This window comes from Streptomyces sp. NPDC086077 (genome assembly GCF_040686175.1).
Classification (GTDB): domain Bacteria; phylum Actinomycetota; class Actinomycetes; order Streptomycetales; family Streptomycetaceae; genus Streptomyces.
The window spans coordinates 1-22,104 of the sequence record NZ_JBFBJT010000080.1; the positions used below are offsets into that span (position 1 = coordinate 1).

A 22,104-nucleotide genomic window follows, 5' to 3' on the forward strand; every position below is an offset into this window, starting at 1 on the left:
CTCACGCCCGTACTGCCAGTGGCCAGTGCTAGGACGTCCGAACATTCCCTCATTCCGCGGCTCCGCGTTCGATTATCGCGCGCGGGTGGCCGTGGACGGAAAACGGCATGAATGCGGCCCAGGGGTTGATGGTCGCACCCGACGGGGACAGTGAAAAGCCGCCGGGTGCGGATTGCGACCCGGCGGCTTCGAAGTCTGCAGGTACTCTGCAGCGGCGTTTCGAGTGGCGCGGGTCAGCCGGCTACTCGTACGGCGAGCGCGTCGCCGATCTCGGAGGTGCCGCGCTCCGGCTTGCCGACCCGCTCGGCGAGGTCGGCGGCGACCGCCTCCTCGATGCGGGTCGCCTCGGCCTCCAGGCCCAGGTGGCGGAGCAGCAGCGCGACGGACAGGACCGTGGCGGTGGGATCGGCCTTGCCCTGGCCGGCGATGTCGGGCGCGGAACCGTGCACGGGCTCGAACATCGAGGGGAACTCGCCGGACGGGTTGATGTTCCCGCTCGCGGCGACGCCGATGCCGCCGGAGACGGCCGCGGCGAGGTCGGTGATGATGTCGCCGAAGAGGTTGTCCGTGACGACGACGTCGAACCGCTCGGGCTGGGTGACCAGGTAGATGGTCGCGGCGTCGACATGGATGTACTCGGTGGTGACCTCGGGGTACTCCTCGGCCACCTTGTTGAAGATGTTCGTCCACAGGTGGCCCGCGAAGGTGAGCACGTTGTTCTTGTGGACCAGCGTGAGCTTCTTGCGCGGACGGGCCTGGGCGCGGGCGAAGGCGTCGCGGACGACACGCTCGACGCCGTAGGCCGTGTTGACGGACACCTCGGTGGCGACCTCGTGCTCGGTGCCCTTGCGGATGGTGCCGCCGTTGCCGGTGTAGGGGCCCTCGGTGCCCTCACGGACGACCACGAAGTCGATCCGCGGCTCCCCGGCGAGCGGGGTGGCGACGCCGGGCAGCAGCTTCGACGGACGCAGGTTGACGTGGTGGTCGAAGGCGAAGCGGAGCTTGAGCAGGAAGCCGCGCTCCAGGACGCCGGAGGGGACGCCGGGGTCACCGATGGCGCCCAGCAGGATGGCGTCGTGCCGCTTGAGGGCGTCGAGGTCGGCGTCGGTGAGGGTCTCACCGGTGGCGTGGTAGCGCCGGGCGCCGAAGTCGTACTCCTTCGTCTCCAGCTTCACATCCTGCGGGAGCGCGGCGGAGAGGACCTTCAGGCCTTCGGTCACGACCTCCTGGCCGATGCCGTCACCGGGGATCACTGCGAGATTGATGCTGCGAGACATGCGGGCACCCTACTCCTCGTCCCATGGGATGACATGCGGCGTCCGCGATACGGACATGGCGCGGCTCCCCTGCGGATGCAGCTCCCGCAGGGACTCGCGGCCGGTCTCAGTGGCCGTTCTCAGTGGCCGGTCTCGCCGCCGTTGTCCCGGCGGTCGAGGGCGCGCTGGAGGGCGGCCGCGGCGTTCTTGCGGTCGGAGTCACTCGTACGGGAGACGTGACGGACTCGGCGGCGGACGGTCGTCTCGGCCATGGGAAATCGACTCCTTCGAATGCGTGGAGTGCGGCAGGGGATTTCGAGACGCCGGGTGGGCGGGGAGCGGGCCGCAGGGGTTGCCTGCACGGGGCCCGGCTCACGACCGCCATTCGCTGGATCTGGCGAGACGTTCGGCTCCTACAAAGCTAGGCGAGGACGGAGCATCTGTCTCCACAATTACTCGGACTTCCTACTATCTGAGACGCCGGATTGCGTCACCCGGCACTGACCTGCGCCTTTGCTAAAGGACGTCGCCGTCGCGCCAGTCGAAGACCAGTTCACCTTCGGCACCGGCCACCCGTTCGGCCGCCACCGGCCACACATAGGTGGAGCCCTCCTCCTCGGGCAGCCGGACCATGCCGTCCGGACCGAGCGCGCAGACCCGCCCGCCCCACGCCTGCCAGCCCCGGGCCTCGTACAGCCGGGCTCCGTCGTCGCTGGCGGACAGGGCGCCCATGGCGTAGGCGCGGGTGATGATCCCCTCCAGAGCCGCCATGACTGCTCCCCCGAGTCCCGTGCGCCGCACATCGTGCCGTACGGCGACCGCCTCGACGTACCCCACCCGCAGCCACCGCTGCCCGTGCCGTACCCGCCGCATGACGACCGCGCCGTGTGCGGCGAGCCCGCGCTCGTCGTGCACCAGGGCGTGCATGCCGCCCAGCGCGTGATCCCAGTCGGAGTCACCGAAGTCGGCGTCGAAGGCGTCGTGCAGAAAGCCCCGGACGGCGCGCAGTTCGGCGGGGCCGAGGTCGGCGGTGTGGACGGTACGGGTGGTCATGGGGCCAGTATCGCGGGGTAATTCGATGGCCGGCCCGCCCCGCCCTCGTTACGTTGGCGCGATGCCCCGACTCCGCACCGAACGCCTGCTGCTCCGCGAGTGGCGGGAGTCCGACCTCACACCCTGGGCCGCGATCAACGCCGACCCGGAGGTCCGCCGCCATCTGCCGGGCATGCCCACCCGGGAGCAGTGCGACGCGGCCGTGGCCCGCTTCCAGGCCGAACTGGACGGGCGGGGCTGGGGGTTCTGGGCGGTGGAGGTGCGCGGCACCGGCGAGTTCATCGGCTTCACCGGCCTGGATCCGGTGGACGAGGGACAGTCCTTCACCGGCGTGGAGGCCGGCTGGCGCCTGGCACGCGCCGCGTGGGGCCACGGCTACGCCACGGAGGCCGCCCGGGCCGCCCTGCACTTCGGCTTCACGCACCTGAACCTGCCGGAGATCCTCGCCGTCACCACGAAGGCCAACGACCGCTCCCGCGCCGTGATGACCCGCCTGACCATGGCCCACGACCCGACCGTGGACTTCCCCGACCCCACCGTCCCCGAGGACAGCCCTCTGCGCGAGAACGTCGTGTACCGCCTGCCGAAAGCCCGCTGGGTCCTGGCCCAGGGCTGATGGCCGCCCTCCGGGAGGGCGGGTGACGCACGCGGGCCAGGGTGCCTCCCGGGGGAAGAGGCGCCCTGGCCCGGTGGTGGGGCGACGATGTGTCAGCCCATGTGGGGGTAGGTGTAGTCGGTCGGCGCGACCAGGGTCTCCTTGATGGCGCGGGTCAGGGTCCAGCGCATCAGGTTCTGCGGGGCGCCCGCCTTGTCGTTGGTGCCGGACGCGCGGCCACCGCCGAAGGGCTGCTGGCCGACGACGGCGCCGGTCGACTTGTCGTTGATGTAGAAGTTGCCGGCCGCGTAGCGCAGCTTGTCCATGGTGTACGCGGTGGCGGCGCGGTCACCCGAGATCACCGAGCCGGTCAGCGCGTAGTCCGACGCCGACTCCATCTGCGTGAGCATCTCGTCGTACTTGTCGTCCTCGTAGACGTGCACGGCGAGGATCGGGCCGAAGTACTCGGTGGTGAAGACCTCGTTCTCCGGGTCGGTGCACTCGATGACCGTCGGGCGGACGAAGTAGCCGACCGAGTCGTCGTAGGAGCCGCCCGCGACGATGGTGCAGCTCGGATCGGCCTTGGCCCGGTCGATCGCGGCCTTGTTCTTGGCGAAGGCACGCTCGTCGATCACGGCGCCGACGAAGTTCGACAGGTCGGTGACGTCACCCATGGTGATGTAGTCGACCTCGGCGGCGAACTCCTCCTTGAAGCCGGAGTTCCAGATGGACGCCGGGACGTACGCGCGGGAGGTCGCGGAGCACTTCTGGCCCTGGTACTCGAAGGCACCCCGGGTCAGCGCGGTCTTGAGGACGGCACGGTCGGCGCTCGGGTGGGCGACCACGAAGTCCTTGCCGCCGGTCTCGCCGACCAGACGCGGGTAGGTGCGGTACTTCTCGATGTTGTTGCCGACCGTCTTCCACAGGTACTGGAAGGTCTTGGTCGAGCCGGTGAAGTGGATGCCGGCGAGGTCGCGGTGGGTCAGGGCGACCTCGGAGACCTCGATGCCGTCGCCGGTGACGAGGTTGATGACACCCTTGGGCAGACCGGCCTCCTCCAGCAGCCGCATCAGCAGCACGGCGGCGTGGGTCTGCGTCGGGCTCGGCTTCCAGACCACGACGTTGCCCATGAGGGCGGGCGCGGTGGGCAGGTTGCCCGCGATGGCCGTGAAGTTGAACGGCGTGATCGCGTAGACGAAGCCCTCCAGCGGGCGGTGGTCGAGACGGTTCCAGACGCCCGGGGAGTTGGCCGGGGGCTGCTCGGCCAGCAGCCGGCGGGCGTAGGCGACGTTGAAGCGCCAGAAGTCGACCAGCTCGCAGGGGGTGTCGATCTCCGCCTGCTGGGCGGTCTTGGACTGGCCGAGCATGGTGGAGGCGGCCATCGTCTCGCGCCAGGGGCCGGCCAGCAGCTCGGCGGCGCGCAGGATGATCGCCGCGCGGTCGTCGAAGGACATGGCGCGCCAGGCCGGCGCGGCGGCGAGGGCGGCGTCGATGGCGTCCCGCGCGTCCTGCTGGGTGGCGTTGCGGTAGGTGCCGAGCACGGCCTTGTGGTTGTGCGGCTGCACGACCTGGAACTCCTCGCCACCGCCCATCCGGCGCTCACCGCCGATGGTGCAGGTCAGGTCGATGGGGTTCTCGGCCAGCTCCTTGAGCTTGACCTCCAGGCGGGCGCGCTCGGGCGAGCCGGGGGCGTAGCCGTGCACCGGCTCGTTGACGGGGGTGGGGACCTGGGTCACAGCGTCCATGTGTTCCGTAACTCCTTAATGAGCGGGTGTTTCGGGTTCAGCCCTTGGTGACCATGGAGCGCGCGAAGAACCGCAGGTTGGCGGGCTTTTCCGCGAGCCTCCGCATGAAGTAGCCGTACCAGTCGGTGCCGTACGCGGTGTAGACGCGCATGCGGTGACCTTCGGCGGCGAGCCGGAGGTGCTCCTCGCTCCGGATGCCGTACAGCATCTGGAACTCGTACTCGTTCAGCTTGCGCCCGGCGCGGTGCGCGAGCTCCTGGGCGATGGAGATCAGGCGCGGGTCGTGGGACCCGATCATCGGGTACCCCTCGCCCTCCATCAGGGTGCGCAGGATCCGGACGTACGCCTTGTCGATCTCGTGCTTCTGCTGGTACGCGACCTCGGCGGGCTCCTTGTACGCCCCCTTCACCAGCCGGACGCGGCTGCCGTCCGCGGCGAGGCGGCGGGCGTCGGCCTCGGTGCGGAAGAGGTAGGCCTGGATGACGCAGCCGGTCCGCGGGTGGTCCTTCCGCAGCTCCTCGTGGATGGCGAACATCGAGTCGAGTGTGGTGTGGTCCTCCGCGTCCAGCGTCACCGTCGTGCCGATCTCGGCGGCGGCCTCGACGACGGGGCGGACATTGGCGAGCGCCAGCTCGTGACCACCCTCCAGGGCCTGCCCGAACATCGACAGCTTCACGGACATCTCGGCCCGCTCGCCCAGCTCCAGCGGCTTGAGCCGGTCGATCAGCTCCAGGTAGGCGTCCCGGGCGGCGGCGGCCTGCTCACGGGTGGTGATGTCCTCGCCGACGACGTCCATCGTCAGCTCCAGGCCGCGGCCGGTGAGGCCCTCGATGATCGGCACGACGTCGTCCACGCGCTCACCCGGGATGAAGCGGTCGACGACCTGTTTCGTCACCGGGGCCGCCGTCACGAGGCGTCGCATCCGGTCGCTGCGCGACGCGGCCAGAATCACGGGACCCAGCACGGGGCACCTCCAGAACACAACCAACACAAGACCGGTACCCGACGGTCCGGGTACGGCACGGAGAACCACCGTGAAAGCTATGGATCCCTTCGATCGTGGGCCATCGACAGCTGTCACGCATCCGTGCCGAGGATCTCAGACAGATGTATGAAGGCCCTCGGAAAATGGGGGAGAATGCCCGGGTGACAGCCGATTACCGGGACGACTACCAGGAGCTGGTCGACGAGATCTCCGAGCTCCTGGGCGCCCCCGCGACCCTGGAGAACCGCGACTTCGAGCTGATCGCCTTCGGCGCGTACGACAGCGAGGGCGACCTCGATCCGTCCGCCCTGGACCCGGTCCGCACCCGCTCGATCCTGACCCGCCGCTCCACGGCCACGGTCCGTGCCTGGTTCGAGGGCTTCGGCATCACCCGCGCGACCGGGCCGGTACGCATCCCGCGCACCCCCGAGGCCGGCGTCCACCGGGGTCGTATCTGCCTTCCGGTCCGGCATCGGGGGGTCGTCCTCGGTTACGTCTGGCTGCTCGACGGCGAGCCCGGCCCCACCGATGCCCAGCTGGCGGCGGCCATGGAGGTGACCGGCCGGATCGGCGCGCTGCTCGCCGACGAGGCGCAGGCGGGCGCCGATCTCACCAGGGAGTTCCGGGCCGTGCTGACGGCGGAGCGCGGCTGGCAGCGCGACATGGCGGTGGCCGCCCTGCGCACGGCCCTCGGCACGCGCGGGGAGGGGCCGCACGCGGTGGTGTGCGTGGCGCCCTGGCCGTCGGCCGACCCGGAGGACGCCCCGTCGGCCCGCGCGGTGCCGCACACGACGGCGCTGTGCACGATCCCCTGGGGTACGACGGGCCAGAGCCTCGCGGTGCTGGTCCGGCTGCGCTCCACGGACGTCCGCACTCCCGCCCTGACGGCGGCGAACCGGCTGCTGAGGGAGGGTGCACGGGCGGGCGTGGGCGATCCGCTGACCGGCCTCGCCGACCTGGGCACGGCCTGGCAGGAGGCGGCGGACGCCGCCCGCGCGGCCCTCGCCCAGCCCCACCTCGGCCCGGTCGCCGAATGGTCCCGCATCGGCCCGTACCGCCTGCTGACCGCCCTCCCCCCGGAGACGGCCCACGACCCCGCGATCGCCCCGCTCCTGTCCCCCGCCCACCACGAACTCGCCCGCACGGCCGAGGTCTACCTGGACTGCGCGGGCCAGGCCGCCCGCACGGCCGCCGAGCTGGGCATCCACCGGCAGACGCTGTACTACCGGCTCTCCCGGGTGGAACAGCTGACCGGACTCGACCTGGACGACGGGGAGGACCGGCTGTTGCTGCACATGGTGCTGAAGGGGACGCGGCTGTGAGCCGAGGAGGCCTTCACCTCTGCGGCGCCTCCACCAACGGCATCACACGAGGCGACCGTGCCGCCGGTCATCGCACCCTGCGGCGCCGGTCGTACGGCGACGACGGCCCCGTCCTGTTCGGCTGGGCCGACTGCGCCCACCGGTGGGGCGCGGGCGCCCCGGCCTTCCTCGGTGCCTCCGCCCGCGACCTGTTCGATTCGTACGGCGGGGTGTGGGCGGGCGGTGCTGGGCGCCGCCTGCCTGGTGGCCGCCCTGGCGGCACCGGCCGGCCGGGCGTCGCGGCCGCTCAGCCCTGCCGCGCCTCCGCGGCGATCACCCGGCGTAGCCCTTCGGTGAGTTCCTCCGCCGTCGGTGCCGTCTTGGGGTCGAAGGTCCACAGGGCGATGAGCCCGGTCATCACGGTGATGTAGAACGTGCCGAGGCTGTCCACGGCCTCGTCCGGCACGTCCTCCTCGCGCCCGCCCATGAGCAGCGGGATGAGCCCGCGCCCGGCCTCCCGCTGGGCCTGCGCCAGATGTTCGCGCACCTCGGGCAGTTGGTCGCCCATGACGACGATCTCCATGCTGAGCCGCCACAGCGAACCGGGCTCACGCATGGTGGCGATGATGTTCGCCCACACCTGGCCGAACCGCTCCAGGGAGCCGGGCGCACCGGTTATCCGCTCCTCGCCCTCCTCGAACTCGTCACCCATCCCCTCCACCAGGGAGACGTAGGCCTGAGCGAGCAGGGCGTCCTTGGACCCGTAGTGGTAGCCGATGGAGGCGAGGTTGGTCCCCGACTCCTTGACGATGTCGCGCGCGGTGGTGCGGGCGAAGCCCTTCTCCAGCAGGCAGCGCTTGGCGCCTTCGAGCAGATCCTCGCGGTGTCCCATGGCGTCATCGTAGCGCGGTTCATAAACAACCGTCTTAAACGCTCGTACTAGACAACCGTTTAAGACGGCCGTACAGTCCCGGGCCATGACAACGAATCCGACGAACTCCCGCGCGGGGCGCCGGGAATGGACCGCGCTCGGCGTCCTGATGCTGCCGCTGCTGCTGGTCTCGATGGACGTCTCGGTCCTCTACTTCGCCGTCCCGGCGATCGGCGCGGACCTGGAACCCACCGGCACCCAGCAGCTGTGGATCTTCGACATCTACGCCTTCGTGCTGGCCGGCCTGCTGATGACGATGGGTTCGGTCGGCGACCGTGTCGGCCGCCGCAGACTCCTGCTGATCGGCGCGGCCGCGTTCGGGGCGGCCTCACTGGTGGCGGCGTACGCGAACAGCGCCGAGACGCTGATCGCGGCCCGTGCGGTGCTCGGCATCGGCGGGGCGACCCTGATGCCCTCGACGCTGGCCCTGGTCCGGACGATGTTCACCGACGCGGCCCAGCGGGCGAAGGCGATCGCGGTGTGGTCCGGCGTGATGACGGCGGGCGTCGCGCTGGGCTCCGTGCTGAGCGGGGTGCTGGTGGAGTTCTTCTGGTGGGGCTCGGTCTTCCTGGTCAACCTGCCCGCGATGGCCCTGCTGCTGCTCCTCGGCCCCCTGCTGCTGCCCGAGTCACGGGACCCGGCCCCCGGCCGCTTCGACTGGCTGAGCGTCCCGCTGTCGATGGCGGCGGTACTGCCCGTCGTCTACGGCCTGAAGGAGATCCCCTCGCAGGGCTGGAACGTCCGCTACGTCATCTCGATCACGGTCGGCCTGCTCTTCGCGGCCCTCTTCGTCCAACGCCAGCGCACGGCCAGGTCCCCGATGATCTCCCCCGCCCTCTTCCGTGGCCCCGGCTTCACCCCCGCCGTCGCCCTCAACCTGATCTCGGCCTTCGGGGTGATGGGCTCCGCGTACTTCACCACGCAGTACCTGCAGTCGGTGCTCGGCAGCAGCGCGCTCGAGGCAGCCCTGTGGGCACTGCTGCCGTCGCTGCCGATCGGCCTCGCCGCCCCGCTGGCGGCCCGGCTGGTGCAGCAAGGCGTTAACCGCGCGTACGTCGTCGCCGCCGGGTTCGCGATCGCGGCGAGCGGCTACACGCTGCTGGCCTTCGCCGGCACGGACACGATGGCGCTGGTGCTCGTGGCGTGCGGGGTGCTCGCGTCCGGACTGGTGATGGTCATGTCCCAGATCATGGACCTCGCCCTGAGCGGCGTCCCGGTGGAGCGGGCCGGCTCGGCTTCCTCGCTCATGGAGACCGGCGCGGAGTTCGGCGGCGCCCTCGGCATGGCGGTCCTCGGCTCCGTCGGTACGGCCGTGTACCGGCACGGGATCCCGTCCTCGGCCCCGGACGCGGCCCACGAGACGCTCGGCGGCGCGCTGGCCGTCGCCGGCCGGATGCCGGAGCGCACGGGAGACGCCCTGGCGACGGCGGCGCGGGCGGCGTTCACCGACGGGATGCAGGCGGCGGGGATCGCCGGAGCCGTGCTGCTGTCGGGAGCGGCGGTGCTGGCCGCGGTGAGCCTGCGGCGGATCCGGGCGCGGACACACGAAGACGCCGGACAGGCTGACAAGCTCAGCCCGTCCGGCGTCTGACGGCGTGGCCCGGAGCGCGGGGCCGGGGGCGGCGGCCCTCGGTCCCCCGCCGGGCCTCAGACCAGGTTCACCGACCGGGCCGAGGTGGCCCCGATCTCCTGGGCGACCTCGGCGAGCACGCCGGAGGGCACCGTGTCGTCGACGGTCAGGACGGCGAGCGCCTCGCCGCCGACCGCCGCCCGCGCCACCTGCATCCCGGCGATGTTGATGCCGGCCTCGCCGATGATCCGGCCGACCGTGCCGACGACACCCGGGCGGTCCTCGTACCGCAGGACGACCATGTGGTCGGCGAGCGCGAGGTCCACGTCGTACTCGCCGACCGCGACGATCTTCTGCAGGTGCTTGGGGCCGGCGAGCGTGCCGGACACCGACACCTCCTCGCCGTCGCCGAGCGTGCCGCGCACGGTCACGACGTTGCGGTGGTCCGGCGACTCCGAGCTGGTGGTCAGCCGCACCTCGACGCCGCGCTCCTGGGCGAACAGCGGGGCGTTGACGTAGGACACCGTCTCGTCGACGACGTCCTCGAAGACGCCCTTCAGCGCCGAGAGCTCCAGCACCTTCACATCGTGCTGGGTGATCTCGCCGTACACCTCGACGTCCAGTCGTACGGCCACCTCACCGGCGAGCGCGGTGAAGATCCGGCCGAGCCGCTCGGCCAGCGGCAGGCCCGGCTTGACGTCCTCGGCGATCACGCCGCCCTGCACGTTGACCGCGTCCGGGACCAGCTCACCGGCGAGGGCGAGCCGCACCGACCTGGCGACGGCGATACCGGCCTTCTCCTGTGCCTCGTCGGTGGAGGCGCCGAGGTGCGGCGTGGAGACGACCTGGTCGAACTCGAACAGCGGGGAGTCCGTGCAGGGCTCCTTGGCGTACACGTCGAGGCCGGCGCCGGCGACGCGGCCCTCCTTCAGCGCCGAGTACAGCGCCTCCTCGTCCACGATCCCGCCGCGCGCGGCGTTGACGATCCGCACGCTCGGCTTGACCTTGCGCAGCGCCTCGGCTCCGATCAGGCCGAGCGTCTCGGGGGTCTTGGGCAGGTGGACGGTGATGAAGTCGGAGACCTGGAGCAGCTCGTCCAGCGACAGCACCTTGACGCCCATCTGCGCGGCCCGCGCGGGCTGCACGTAGGGGTCGTAGGCGACGACCTTCATGCCGAAGGCGGACATCCGCTGGGCGACGAGCGCGCCGATACGACCGAGGCCCACCACACCGAGGGTCTTCTCGGCCAGCTCGACGCCGGTGTACTTGCTGCGCTTCCACTCGCCGTTCTTCAGCGCGGCGTTGGCCTGCGGGATGTTGCGCGCGGTGGCCAGCAGGAGACCGCAGGCCAGCTCGGCGGCGGTCACGATGTTCGAGGTGGGGGCGTTGACGACCATCACGCCGGCCTTGGTGGCGGCGGAGACGTCGACGTTGTCCAGGCCGACGCCGGCTCGTGCGACGACCTTGAGCTTGTGCGCGGCGGCGACGGCCTCGGCGTCGACCTTGGTGGCGGAGCGGATCAGGATCGCGTCGACGTCGGCGATGGCGGGGAGCAGCTCGGCCCGGTCCGCTCCGTTGCAGTGCCGGATCTCGAAGTCCGGTCCCAGTGCGTCCACGGTGGCGGGCGACAGCTCTTCAGCGATGAGTACGACGGGTTTCGAGCTCACGTGAGTCCTCACAAGTCCAATGCGGACGGCCGTCCCGACGGCCGCAGGCGGTGGAGGGGTGCTAGCCGCGTGGAAGACGCACGACGCTGTGGGCCTGACGCGTATGTATACGGCAGTGTAGTGGCGCCGCCTGGGTCGTCCTCCGCCTCTGCGGAAGGATCACCCGTCCGTGGTTCGACGGGTTGGACAACGGGGCCGGAAGGCTGTGCTCCGGCCCCGTCGTCCGGGGCTCACGCGTCTTCGTTGACCCAGGACATCAGCTTGCGCAGCTCCTTGCCCGTGGTCTCCAGCAGGTGCTCGGAGTCCTGCTGCTTGTACTCGTTGTACTTCTTCAGACCGCCGTGGTACTCGTCCATCCAGGCCTGGGCGAAGGACCCGTCCTGGATCTCGGCGAGGACCTTCTTCATCTCCGCCTTGGTGGCGTCGGTGATGATCCGGGGGCCGGTGACGTAGTCGCCCCACTCGGCGGTCTCGGAGATCGACCAGCGCATCTTCTCCAGGCCGCCCTCGTACATGAGGTCGACGATCAGCTTCAGCTCGTGCAGGCACTCGAAGTACGCGATCTCCGGCTGGTAGCCGGCCTCGGTCAGCGTCTCGAAACCAGCCTTCACCAGGGCGGCCGTGCCACCGCAGAGGACGGCCTGCTCACCGAACAGGTCGGTCTCGGTCTCCTCGGTGAAGGTCGTCTTGATGACGCCGGCGCGGGTGCCGCCGATGCCCTTGGCGTACGACAGGGCCAGCGCGAAGGCGTTGCCCGTGGCGTCCTGCTCGACGGCCGCGATGCAGGGAACGCCGCGGCCCTCCTCGTACTGACGGCGCACCAGGTGGCCCGGGCCCTTGGGGGCGACCATGCAGACGTCGACGCCGGCCGGGGGCTTGATGAAGCCGAAGCGGATGTTGAAGCCGTGGCCGAAGAACAGCGCGTCGCCGTCCTTGAGGTTGTCCTTGATGGACTCCTCGTAGACCTGGGACTGGATCGGGTCCGGAACGAGGATCATGATGACGTCGGCCTCCGCGGCGGCCTCCGCCGGGGTGACCACGCGCAGGCCCTGCTCCTCGGCCTTGGCCTTGGACTTGGAACCCTCGTGCAGACCGACGCGGACGTCGACACCCGAGTCACGCAGCGACAGGGCGTGGGCGTGGCCCTGGCTGCCGTAACCGATGACCGCGACCTTGCGGCCCTGGATGATGGACAGGTCGGCGTCGGCGTCGTAGAACAGCTCGGCCACTTTGGGTCTCTCCTTGGAGTGCAGATGTTGCGTCCCACCGTATGACGGTGGAGGGAAGGGAAGGTTCGGGGTCTCGCCATACGGGCGGCCCGTGTCGGGCGGGCCACCCGTCTCACCTCGTTACGCCGACCGGTCCAGCGCGCGCAGCGAGCGGTCCGTGATCGAACGGGCTCCGCGGCCGATCGCGATCGTGCCGGACTGGACCAGCTCCTTGATGCCGTACGGCTCCAGCATCTTGAGCATGGCGGACAGCTTGTCGCTGCTTCCGGTGGCCTCGATGGTGACGGCCTCCGGGGAGACGTCGACGGTCTTGGCGCGGAAGAGCTGGACGATCTCCACGACCTGGGAGCGCGTCTCGTTGTCGGCGCGCACCTTCACCAGGACGAGTTCGCGCTGCACGGCCTGGGCCGGCTCCAGCTCGACGATCTTCAGGACGTTGACCAGCTTGTTGAGCTGTTTGGTCACCTGCTCCAGCGGCAGGTCGGCGACGCTCACCACGATCGTGATGCGGGAGATGTCGGGGTGCTCGGTGACGCCGACCGCGAGCGAGTCGATGTTGAAGCCGCGGCGGGAGAACAGGGCGGCGATCCGGGCCAGGATGCCCGGCGTGTTCTCCACCAGGACCGAGAGCGTGTGCTTGGACATGTTCTTGACTCAGCTCTCTCTTCAGTCGTCTTCGCTGTCGCCGAAGTCCGGGCGGACGTCCCGGGCGGCCATGATCTCGTCGTTGGAGGTGCCGGCGGCGACCATCGGCCACACCATCGCGTCCTCGTGGACGATGAAGTCGACGACGACCGGGCGGTCGTTGATCGAGTTCGCCTCCTCGATGACCTTGTCTAGGTCGGCGGGGTCCTCGCAGCGGATCGCGTAGCAGCCCATGGCCTCCGACAGCTTCACGAAGTCGGGGACACGGGTGCCCCGGGCCTGCGGGTTGACGTCGTCGGGGCCGGAGTGCAGCACGGTGTTGGAGTACCGCTGGTTGTAGAAGAGGGTCTGCCACTGGCGGACCATCCCGAGGGCGCCGTTGTTGATGACGGCGACCTTGATCGGGATGTTGTTCAGGGCGCAGGTGGTGAGCTCCTGATTGGTCATCTGGAAGCAGCCGTCGCCGTCGATCGCCCAGACGGCCCGGTCGGGCGCGCCGGCCTTGGCACCCATGGCCGCGGGGACGGCGTACCCCATCGTCCCGGCGCCGCCGGAGTTCAGCCACGTGGCGGGCTTCTCATACCGGATGAAGTGCGCGGCCCACATCTGGTGCTGGCCGACACCGGCCGCGAAGACCGTGCCTTCGGGGGCGAGTTGGCCGATGCGCTCGATGACCTGCTGCGGGGAGAGCGAGCCGTCGTCGGGCTGGTCGTAGCCGAGCGGGTAGGTGTCACGCCAGCGGCTGAGGTCCTTCCACCAGGCCTCGTAGTCGCCGCGGTGGCCCTCGCTGTGCTCCTTCTGCACGGCCTGGATCAGATCGGCGATGACCTCGCGCGCGTCCCCCACGATCGGCACGTCGGCCTCGCGGTTCTTGCCGATCTCGGCCGGGTCGATGTCGGCGTGCACGATCTTGGCGTACGGGGCGAAGCTGTCCAGCTTGCCGGTGACGCGATCGTCGAAGCGGGCGCCGAGGGCGACGATCAGGTCGGCCTTCTGCAGGGCGGTGACGGCGGAGACCGCACCGTGCATGCCGGGCATGCCCACGTGCAGCGGGTGGCTGTCGGGGAACGCTCCGAGCGCCATCAGGGTGGTGGTGACGGGCGCGCCGGTGAGCTCGGCGAGGACCTTCAGCTCGGCGGTGGCCCTGGCCTTGAGCACGCCGCCGCCGACGTACAGCACCGGCCGCCTGGCGGAGGTGATCAGCTTGGCGGCCTCACGGATCTGCTTGGCGTGCGGCTTGGTCACCGGGCGGTAGCCGGGCAGGTCCATGATGGGAGGCCAGGAGAACGTGGTCCGCGCCTGGAGGGCGTCCTTGGCGATGTCGACCAGGACCGGTCCGGGGCGGCCGGTGGAGGCGATGTGGAACGCCTGCGCGATCACCCGGGGGATGTCCTCGGCCTTGGTGACCAGGAAGTTGTGCTTGGTGATCGGCATGGTGATGCCGACGATGTCCGCCTCCTGGAAGGCGTCCGTGCCGATCGCCTTGGAGGCGACCTGGCCGGTGATCGCGACCAGCGGCACGGAGTCCATGTGCGCGTCGGCGATCGGCGTGACCAGGTTGGTGGCGCCGGGGCCGGAGGTCGCCATGCAGACGCCGACCCGCCCGGTGGCCTGCGCGTAACCGGTGGCCGCGTGACCGGCGCCCTGCTCGTGCCGCACCAGCACGTGCCGGACCTTGCCCGAGTCCATCAGCGGGTCGTACGCCGGGAGGATCGCACCGCCGGGGATGCCGAATACCGTGTCGGCGCCGACCTCCTCGAGAGAGCGGATGAGGGACTGCGCGCCCGTGACGTGCTCGGGGGCGGACTGTCCTCCGGATCGGGGCCGCGGCTGCGGGTGATGGGCCCCGGTGGCCTGCTCGGTCATCGGCATTCTCTTCTCGATGCTGAGGGTTTTTGCGAGGTTTGTACGGTGTACGACTGCGGTACGGCAGGTGCCTGTGCAACAAAAAACCCCTCGTGCCGTAAGGCAAGCGAGGGGAGCGCGCCGGTGTGGTCGCTGGGTGTCCCGGATCGTCCTCCGGTGGGTCCCAGCTCAGCCGACGCGCTGTCCAAGTACGAGAATTCGGGTGCGCATGGCACTGACCCTCCCCCGCCGCGCACCCACTGTCAAGTAGGTGGGACGGGAGTCTCATTATGTGAGCGCAACGGAGTGGCGAGGGGTGTGCCGACGGGTGTGGTCACGGGTGCGCCGCCTCCGAAGACGGTGGTCACACCGCCGGTGTACCCGCCCGCGGCGCCGCCCGCGAAGGCGGGTTCGGCCGGCCCGTCCGGCACCGGACAATGGCCGGAAGTGAGCGCACGGCGCAGCCGGTACTCGTCGAGGTGCCCGGAGAAGGCCATGCCCTGCCCGTGCGTGCAGCCCATCGCGCGCAGGGCGACGACCTGCTCCGGCAGATCCACGCCGTCCGCCACGGACTGCAGGCCGAGATCGCCGGCGATACGCAGCAGCCCGCTGGTGATCTTGTGCAACCGTGCGGACTCGACGACGCCCTCGACCAGCCCCCGGTCGAGCTTCAGCACGTCCAGCGGGAGTCTGCGCAGTGCCGTGATGGCCGGACAGCCGCCGCCGAAGCCGTCCAGCGCGATCCGGATCCCGAGCCTCCTGAGGGTGCCCAGGCGACGCTCCAGATCCTCCAGGCAGATCTTGGCATCGATGTCGGACAGTTCGATGACCAGCCCGCCGGACGGCAGCCCGTGCCGGGTCAGCAGCGCCTCGACGGAGCCGAGGGGCAGCGACCGGTCCAGCAGCCGGCGGGCGGCCATCCGGACGGTCACCGGTACGGCGTGGCCGGTCGCGGCGCGTTCGGCGGCCTGCTCCACGGCCTCTTCCAGCACCCAGCGCCCCAGCTCGGCCGTCCTGTCACTGTCCTCCGCCACCCGAAGGAACTCCGCGGGCGTGAACAGCACCCCTTGCGACGACCGCCAGCGCGCCTGCGCGGCGACCGACGTGATGCGGCCGTCCTCCAGGCGCACGACCGGCTGGTGCAGCAGCGTGAACTCGCCGTCGTGCAGCGCGGCCCGCAGCCGGGTGGCCAGCTCGGCCTTGCGCACGACGTCCTGCTGCATCTGCGGCTTGTACAGCTCGACGCGGCCCTTGCCGGCCGACTTCGCGCGGTACATCGCAAGGTCGGCGTTGCGCAGCAGCTCGCCCGCGCCGAGGCCCGGTTCGGCGAAGGCGACGCCGATGGACGCGGCGACGCGCACATCGTTGCCGTCGATGAGGTAGGGCTGCGACAGCGTCAGCCTGAGGCGGTCGGCGAGCTCCAGGATGTGCCGTTCGCGGGCGGACCGGTCCCGGGCGCCGTCGCCGACGATCAGGGCCGCGAACTCGTCGCCGCCCAGCCGGGACGCGGTGTCACCCTTGCGGACCGCGTCCTGGAGTCTGCGCGCGGCCTGGACGAGCAGCTCGTCCCCTGCCTGGTGCCCGATCGTGTCGTTGACGGCCTTGAACCCGTCCAGGTCGATGAAGAGCACGGCCGTGCCTCGCAGGGCGGCGCCGCGGTCGGTGCTGCGGCGGCCGGACAGGGCCTGCTGGACGCGCCGGGTGAACAGCGCGCGGTTGGGCAGGTCGGTGAGCGGGTCGTGCTCGGCGTTGTGCTGCAACTGCGCCTGCAGACGGACCCTCTCGGTGACGTCCCGGCTGTTGAAGATCAGGCCGCCGTGGTGCCGGTTGACGGTCGACTCGACGTTCAGCCAGCCGCCCTCGCCGGACCGGAAACGGCACTCGATGCGGGTGGTGGGTTCCTCCTGGGGGCTGGCGGCGAGGAAGCGGCGCACCTCGTGCACCACGCAGCCCAGGTCCTCCGGGTGGATGAGCTCGGCCAGTTCGCTCCCCACCAGGTCCTCCGCGGGGCGTCCGTACACCCCGGCGGCGGCCGGCGAGACGTACCGGAGGATGCCGTTGGGCGCGGCGATCATGATGACGTCGCTGGAGCCCTGCACCAGGGAGCGGAAGTGGTTCTCCTTCTGCGCCAGTTCCTGGGTGAGGGTGATGTTGTCGAGCAGCATGATCCCCTGGCGCACCACCAGCGCGAGCACGACCGTGCCGCCGGTGAGCAGCACGACGCGGTCGACGCTGCGGCCGTTCAGAACGTTGTAGAGGATCCCCAGTGTGCAGACGGCGGCGGCGAGGTACGGCGTGAGGGCGGCCAGCGAGCCGGTGAGCGGCCGGGTGGCCGGATACCGGCTGTGCTCGCCCTGCTGCGCGGGCAGGTGCGGTGGGGCGCTCCCCCGCTGTCCCGGCACGTGCTCGTGCACCACACGCGCGTGCGGCTCGTCCCCGGGTTGCCCGGGGCGCCGGGTGGTCCAGGGGGCGTACGCCAGAAGCAGCGAGCCGGCGAACCATCCCGCGTCCAGCAGCTGACCCGAGCGGTAGTTGTCGTGCAGCAGCGGCGAGGTGAACAGGGCGTCGCACATCACGGTCAGGGCGAGCGCGCCGATCGCGGTGTTCACCGCGGAGCGGTTGGCGCCCGAGCGCCTGAAGTGCAGCGCGAGCACCATGCTGACCAGCGCGATGTCCAGCAGCGGGTACGCAAGCGACAGTGCGGCGTGCGCCACGCCGGGGCCGCCGCCCTGGGCCGCCTGGGCGAGCGCGAGGCTCCACGACAGAGTGACCAGGGAGCCGCCGATCAGCCAGGCGTCCAGGGAGAGGCAGACCCAGCCCGCCTTGGTCACCGGCCGTTTGGCGAGGACCAGCAGGCCCACGATCGCGGGCGGCGCGAAGCACAGGAAGAACAGGTCGGCGTAGCTGGGGCTGGGCACGGGCAGTCCCAGGACGACCTCGTACCAGCCCCAGACCCCGTTGCCCAGGGCGGCCATCGCCGAGGACAGGGCGAACAGCAGCCAGGCGGAGCGGAACCGGACGCGCCGGCTGTGCGCGTACAGGAAGCACGACACGGCGGCCGCGGCGGCCGCGGCGCTCAGCCCGAAGTCGCCCATGACGAGGGCGAGATGGGGCGAGCCCCAGCCGACCGCGGCGCCGACGGCGTAGCCCGCGCAGAGCAGGGCCAGGACGAGTTGCTGGTACACGCTCGACCCGCCGCGGGTGGCCGGCGGCCGGGGCAGCAGGGCGCCACGCGCGGAGGGCCGTCGCAGCGCCTGGTCGAGAGTGGTCGTGGTCGGCGAGGGCGAGTTCACCGAGGCCTCCCGGTCCGTACCACTCCCGGGCCCCGTGGGTCCCGGGGCGCGCATTGCGCCTGCTTCCCGCGGCTGTTGAGCCCGCGGTGGTGGGGCCCGCCGTGGCTGGCGTGCCGGCCTCGCCTTCGCGTGGCCGTGCGCCAGGGCCGCCGTCGGCGGCCCCGCCTCGTCGGATCGTTCGTCCATAGGCCGTGCATCGCCCGTCGCCCCCCTCGCAGTCTGAAATGTCCATCCCCGGCGCCGAACGGTGCACGGCGCAGCCCCTGTCGGGACGATACACCAGTCTCGTCACTCAGGGACATAGCTTCTCTACGCTCCGTGACCACCAGCGAGAACGTGGAACGGAACGCGTCCGGACGATTGCGGAGGGTGCCCGAGTCAGGTCACACGTCGCCCACGCCGACCGCTCTACGCATCCTTCGCGCCCGTCGTAAGGATCACGTTGCGCAACGGCTCCCGGTTCACGAAACGGTGCAACTGGTCCACGAGCAACCGCTTGGCACGCGGCAGGAACGCGGACGTGGGACCGCCGACATGGGGGCTGATCAGCAGGCCGGGCGCCTGCCACAAGGGATGCCCGGCCGGGAGCGGCTCCGGGTCGGTGACGTCCAGGGCCGCGGTGATCCGGCCGCTCTCCAGCTCCGCGAGCAGCGCCTTGGAGTCCACGACCGGCCCACGGGCGACGTTCACGAGCAGCGCGCCGTCCTTCATCCGCTCCAGGAACTCGGCGTTCACCAGCCCTCGGCTTGTTTCGGTCAGCGGCGTGGAAAGGATCACGACATCCGCCTTGGGCAGAAGTGCGGGCAGTTCGGTGAGCGGATGCACGGGACCGCGCGCCGTGGTGCGCCCTGAGCGCGCGACGCGCGCCACCCGCGCGAGTTCGAAGGGCGTGAGCCGGTCCTCGATGGCCTCGCCGATCGAGCCGTAGCCGACGATGAGCACGTTCCGGTCGGCGAGCGCCGGCCGGAAACCGCTGAGCCACTCGCCCCGGTCCTGCGCCCGGACGAAGTCCGGAATCCCGCGCAGCGAGGCGAGGATCAGGGTGAGCGCGAGCTCCGCGGTGCTCGCCTCGTGCACCCCGCGCGCGTTGCACAGGCGCACCCCCGGGGGCAGGTCTTCCAGCCCCGGTTCGACATGATCGATTCCGGCGGAGAGCGTCTGCACGACCTCCACGGAGGTCATCCGGGACAGCGGCCGTACGCCGACCTCGGAGGGCTTCATGTAGGGGACGACGTAGAAGGAGCAGTCGCCGGGGTCCGCGGGGAACGTTTCGCCCCCGTTCCAGAAGCGGTACGTCGGCCCGTCCGGAAGTCCCTCGATGTCCTCCGGCGGGATGGGCAGCCACACGTCAGCAGTCATGGTCATGAGGCTAAGTGAGGGGCGGGGCCGGGCGGAGGTTAGGTTGGGGGGCCAGGAGAGGGAGGGTTACGGGCAGGTGGAGCGCAGGACGATCGGCGCGGCGGCGCTCGCGGTGGGGGCCGTCGGACTCGGGTGCATGCCGATGAGCTGGGCGTACAGCACGTCACGGCAGCGGGGCGACGAGTCGCTGAGGGCCGTGCACCGGGCGCTCGATCTGGGCTCGACGCTGCTGGACACGGCTGACATGTACGGCCCCTTCACCAATGAGCTGCTGGTGGGGCGGGTACTGAAGGAGCGGCGGTCCGATGCGTTCGTGTCGACCAAGGTGGGGCTGCTGGTGGGCGAGCAGCACATCGTGGCCAACGGCCGTCCCGGGTATGTGAAGCGTGCCTGCGACGCCTCCCTGCGGCGGCTGCAGACGGATGTGATCGACCTCTACCAGCTCCACCGGGCGGACCCGGAGGTCCCCGTCGAGGAGACGTGGGGCGCGATGGCGGAACTCGTGCAGGCCGGGAAGGTGCGGGCCCTGGGGTTGTGCGCCATGGGGGCGCGGGGCGGACGCCGGTCGGGGACGCGGCTGCACGACGCGACGATCCGCCAGTTGCAGCGGGTGCAGCAGGTCTTTCCGGTGAGCGCGGTCGAGGCGGAGCTGTCGGTGTGGTCGCCGGAGGCACTGGACACGCTGCTGCCGTGGTGTGACGCACGCGGCATCGGCTTCCTGGCCGCGATGCCCCTCGGCAACGGCTTCCTGACCGGCACGCTCATCCCGGGGGAGGGCTTCGAACCGGACGACATGCGCGCCCGCCACCCGCGCTTCACGGCGGAGATGATGGCCTCCAACCAGCCGATAGTGGCCGGTCTGCGCCGCGTCGCCGCCCGCCACGGCGAGGACGTCACCCTTGCCCAGGTGGCTCTGGCCTGGGTGCTGGCACAGGGACGTCACGTGGTGCCGGTGCCGGGGACCAAGCGGGAACGGTGGGTGACGGAGAACGTCGGGGCGGAGCGGGTACGCCTGACGACGGAGGATCTGGTGGAGGTGTCGGGGCTGCCGGGGGCACAGGGGTCCTGGGACTGAGGACTGAGGACTGGTTCCGGCTTTCCCGAGCGCTGACTCCGGCTTCCCCTGCGCGATCGACTGAACTGGGACTTCGCGATTCGCCGGTTCCGTCCTCGGTTCGGGATCGCCCGACCGGGAACCTGTGAGGCGCGAGCGGTGTATGACAGGTAGAACTCGCCGCGTCGAAGGGACCATGATCGTGCAACGTCGAGCTGTGACGGCCGTCCTGGCCACGGCCACCCTCCTGCTCACGGCCGGCTGCTCCTCCGACGACGGGGCAGGTGGCCCCCCGGACGGGACCGCGACGCCGGGTCGCACGGCGGCGCAGTCCTCCCCCGCCGGACAGCCCGCCGAGGAGACCCCGCCGGCGAAGGGCACGGTCAAGGTCGTGCGCACGGTCACCGAGGGCCTCAAGAGCCCCTGGGGCCTCGCCGCCCTGCCCGACGGCGACCTGCTGGTCTCCTCCCGCGACGAGGGCACGATCACGCGCGTCGACACGGACACGGGAAAGAAGACCGAGCTGGGCGAGGTGCCCGGGGTCTCGCCGGAGGGCGAGGGCGGTCTGCTGGGCATCGCCCTCTCGCCGGACTACGCCTCGGACCACATGGTCTACGCGTACTACACCTCGGCCTCGGACAACCGCATCGTGCGCATGCTGTACGACGGTGACAAGCCCTCCGGCCAGCAGCTGGGCGCCCCCGACACGATCTTCCGGGGCATCCCCAAGGGCTTCATCCACAACGGCGGCCGGATCGCCTTCGGCCCGGACAAGATGCTGTACGCGGGCACGGGCGAGAGCGGCGAGGAGGGCCTGTCCCAGGACAAGGAGTCGCTGGGCGGCAAGATCCTGCGCATGACCCCGGAGGGCGAGCCGGCCCCGGGCAACGCGTTCGCGGACTCGACGGTGTACTCGTACGGCCACCGCAATGTGCAGGGCCTCGCCTGGGACAGCAAGCAGCGCCTGTTCGCCGCGGAGTTCGGCCAGGACACCTGGGACGAGCTGAACGCGATCGAGCCCGGCGGCAACTACGGCTGGCCGGAGGTGGAGGGCAGGGCCGACGACTCGCGGTACCGCAACCCGACGGCCGAGTGGAGTACCGACGAGGCCTCCCCCAGTGGCATCGCCTACGCCGAGGGCTCGGTCTGGATGGCGGGCCTGCGCGGCGAGCGCCTGTGGCGCATCCCCCTCGACGGCACGAAGGCCTCGGCCGACCCCCAGGCCTTCCTGGAGGGTGAGCACGGCCGTCTGCGCACGGTTCTCGCGGCGGGTGGCGACAAGCTGTGGCTGGTGACGAGCGAGACCGACGGCAGGGGGTCCCCGGAGGCCGGGGACGACCGGATTCTGGAGCTGGAGGTCAGCTAGGGCCGCCCCTGGGGATCCTGGTCCTCGGTGGGCTCCGAAGGGCGGACGACCACCTTCCCGGAGGCGAGGTCTATGGGGCCCCGGCCCGGGTCGCTGTCGCCGACGTCCTCCCGGGTCAGTTCCAGGCGGTTCTGCTCGTCCCGGGTGTGCTTGCGGCCGGGTGCGAACAGTTCCTCGAAGAGGTTGAACACGGGGCCTCCCTCGGCCGGG

18 protein-coding genes are annotated in these 22,104 nt (G+C 70.9%); 5 read left to right on the forward strand and 13 right to left on the reverse strand.

Features of this window, described 5'->3' with window-relative positions; translation table 11 throughout:
- Positions 1–233: 233 nt before the first annotated feature.
- The 3 genes from AB0O67_RS22590 to AB0O67_RS22600 all read right to left on the reverse strand — a co-directional run bounded on the left by AB0O67_RS22590 (position 234) and on the right by AB0O67_RS22600 (position 2,309).
- Positions 234–1,277, reverse strand: a complete 1,044-nt coding sequence (locus AB0O67_RS22590; protein ID WP_365452714.1) for a 3-isopropylmalate dehydrogenase — start codon at positions 1,275–1,277, stop codon at positions 234–236.
- 119 nt (positions 1,278–1,396) lie between these two features.
- A complete protein-coding gene (locus AB0O67_RS22595; RefSeq protein WP_294004210.1) occupies positions 1,397–1,528 on the reverse strand; it encodes a hypothetical protein in 132 nt (43 codons plus the stop codon).
- Between the two features lie 244 nt (positions 1,529–1,772).
- Positions 1,773–2,309 (reverse strand): aminoglycoside 2'-N-acetyltransferase, encoded by a 537-nt coding sequence (locus AB0O67_RS22600; RefSeq protein ID WP_365452716.1) that lies wholly within the window; start codon positions 2,307–2,309, stop codon positions 1,773–1,775.
- Positions 2,310–2,370: 61 nt separating this feature from the next.
- Here AB0O67_RS22600 and AB0O67_RS22605 point away from each other — a divergent pair, with 61 nt between their 5' ends.
- Positions 2,371–2,925, forward strand: coding sequence for a GNAT family N-acetyltransferase (locus tag AB0O67_RS22605; RefSeq protein ID WP_365452718.1), 555 nt, complete (start codon positions 2,371–2,373; stop codon positions 2,923–2,925).
- Between the two features lie 92 nt (positions 2,926–3,017).
- Here AB0O67_RS22605 and pruA read toward each other — a convergent pair whose 3' ends face one another.
- Both pruA and AB0O67_RS22615 read right to left on the reverse strand, forming a co-directional pair.
- Positions 3,018–4,649 carry an L-glutamate gamma-semialdehyde dehydrogenase gene (gene pruA, locus AB0O67_RS22610; RefSeq protein ID WP_365452721.1) on the reverse strand — a complete coding sequence of 544 codons (1,632 nt, stop codon included), beginning with the start codon at positions 4,647–4,649 and terminating at the stop codon, positions 3,018–3,020.
- Between the two features lie 37 nt (positions 4,650–4,686).
- Entirely contained in the window at positions 4,687–5,613 is a 927-nt protein-coding gene (locus tag AB0O67_RS22615) for a proline dehydrogenase family protein (protein WP_365452724.1), read from the reverse strand.
- A gap of 143 nt (positions 5,614–5,756) precedes the next feature.
- On the opposite strand from AB0O67_RS22615, the gene AB0O67_RS22620 reads away from it, so the two are divergent.
- The gene (locus AB0O67_RS22620; protein WP_365452727.1) at positions 5,757–6,956 is read left to right on the forward strand and encodes a helix-turn-helix domain-containing protein; all 1,200 of its coding nucleotides are present in this window, start codon (positions 5,757–5,759) and stop codon (positions 6,954–6,956) included.
- Positions 6,957–7,242: 286 nt separating this feature from the next.
- On the opposite strand, the gene AB0O67_RS22625 is transcribed toward AB0O67_RS22620, so the two are convergent.
- Entirely contained in the window at positions 7,243–7,827 is a 585-nt protein-coding gene (locus AB0O67_RS22625) for a TetR/AcrR family transcriptional regulator (protein WP_365452730.1), read from the reverse strand.
- Between the two features lie 85 nt (positions 7,828–7,912).
- Between AB0O67_RS22625 and AB0O67_RS22630 the strand changes: the two genes are divergently transcribed.
- Positions 7,913–9,457, forward strand: coding sequence for an MFS transporter (locus AB0O67_RS22630; RefSeq protein ID WP_365452733.1), 1,545 nt, complete (start codon positions 7,913–7,915; stop codon positions 9,455–9,457).
- A 56-nt stretch (positions 9,458–9,513) separates the two neighbouring features.
- On the opposite strand, the gene serA is transcribed toward AB0O67_RS22630, so the two are convergent.
- The 6 genes from serA to AB0O67_RS22660 all read right to left on the reverse strand — a co-directional run bounded on the left by serA (position 9,514) and on the right by AB0O67_RS22660 (position 19,474).
- Positions 9,514–11,103 carry a phosphoglycerate dehydrogenase gene (serA, locus tag AB0O67_RS22635; protein WP_365452736.1) on the reverse strand — a complete coding sequence of 530 codons (1,590 nt, stop codon included), beginning with the start codon at positions 11,101–11,103 and terminating at the stop codon, positions 9,514–9,516.
- Positions 11,104–11,333: 230 nt separating this feature from the next.
- A complete protein-coding gene (gene ilvC / locus AB0O67_RS22640) occupies positions 11,334–12,332 on the reverse strand; it encodes a ketol-acid reductoisomerase (RefSeq protein ID WP_365452739.1) in 999 nt (332 codons plus the stop codon).
- A gap of 120 nt (positions 12,333–12,452) precedes the next feature.
- The gene (ilvN, locus tag AB0O67_RS22645) at positions 12,453–12,977 is read right to left on the reverse strand and encodes an acetolactate synthase small subunit (protein ID WP_365452742.1); all 525 of its coding nucleotides are present in this window, start codon (positions 12,975–12,977) and stop codon (positions 12,453–12,455) included.
- Between the two features lie 21 nt (positions 12,978–12,998).
- Positions 12,999–14,849, reverse strand: a complete 1,851-nt coding sequence (locus AB0O67_RS22650) for an acetolactate synthase large subunit (RefSeq protein ID WP_365452745.1) — start codon at positions 14,847–14,849, stop codon at positions 12,999–13,001.
- A gap of 236 nt (positions 14,850–15,085) precedes the next feature.
- On the reverse strand, positions 15,086–18,115 hold the full coding sequence (locus AB0O67_RS22655; RefSeq protein WP_365452748.1) for an EAL domain-containing protein: 3,030 nt from the start codon (positions 18,113–18,115) through the stop codon (positions 15,086–15,088).
- 408 nt (positions 18,116–18,523) lie between these two features.
- On the reverse strand, positions 18,524–19,474 hold the full coding sequence (locus tag AB0O67_RS22660; protein ID WP_365452751.1) for a 2-hydroxyacid dehydrogenase: 951 nt from the start codon (positions 19,472–19,474) through the stop codon (positions 18,524–18,526).
- 76 nt (positions 19,475–19,550) lie between these two features.
- Here AB0O67_RS22660 and AB0O67_RS22665 point away from each other — a divergent pair, with 76 nt between their 5' ends.
- Both AB0O67_RS22665 and AB0O67_RS22670 read left to right on the forward strand, forming a co-directional pair.
- The gene (locus AB0O67_RS22665) at positions 19,551–20,549 is read left to right on the forward strand and encodes an aldo/keto reductase (RefSeq protein WP_365452754.1); all 999 of its coding nucleotides are present in this window, start codon (positions 19,551–19,553) and stop codon (positions 20,547–20,549) included.
- 175 nt (positions 20,550–20,724) lie between these two features.
- Entirely contained in the window at positions 20,725–21,894 is a 1,170-nt protein-coding gene (locus tag AB0O67_RS22670) for a PQQ-dependent sugar dehydrogenase (protein ID WP_365452757.1), read from the forward strand.
- On the opposite strand, the gene AB0O67_RS22675 is transcribed toward AB0O67_RS22670, so the two are convergent.
- The gene (locus AB0O67_RS22675; RefSeq protein ID WP_365452760.1) at positions 21,891–22,085 is read right to left on the reverse strand and encodes a DUF6191 domain-containing protein; all 195 of its coding nucleotides are present in this window, start codon (positions 22,083–22,085) and stop codon (positions 21,891–21,893) included. The genes AB0O67_RS22670 and AB0O67_RS22675 overlap by 4 nt on opposite strands.
- Between the last annotated feature and the right edge of the window lie 19 nt (positions 22,086–22,104).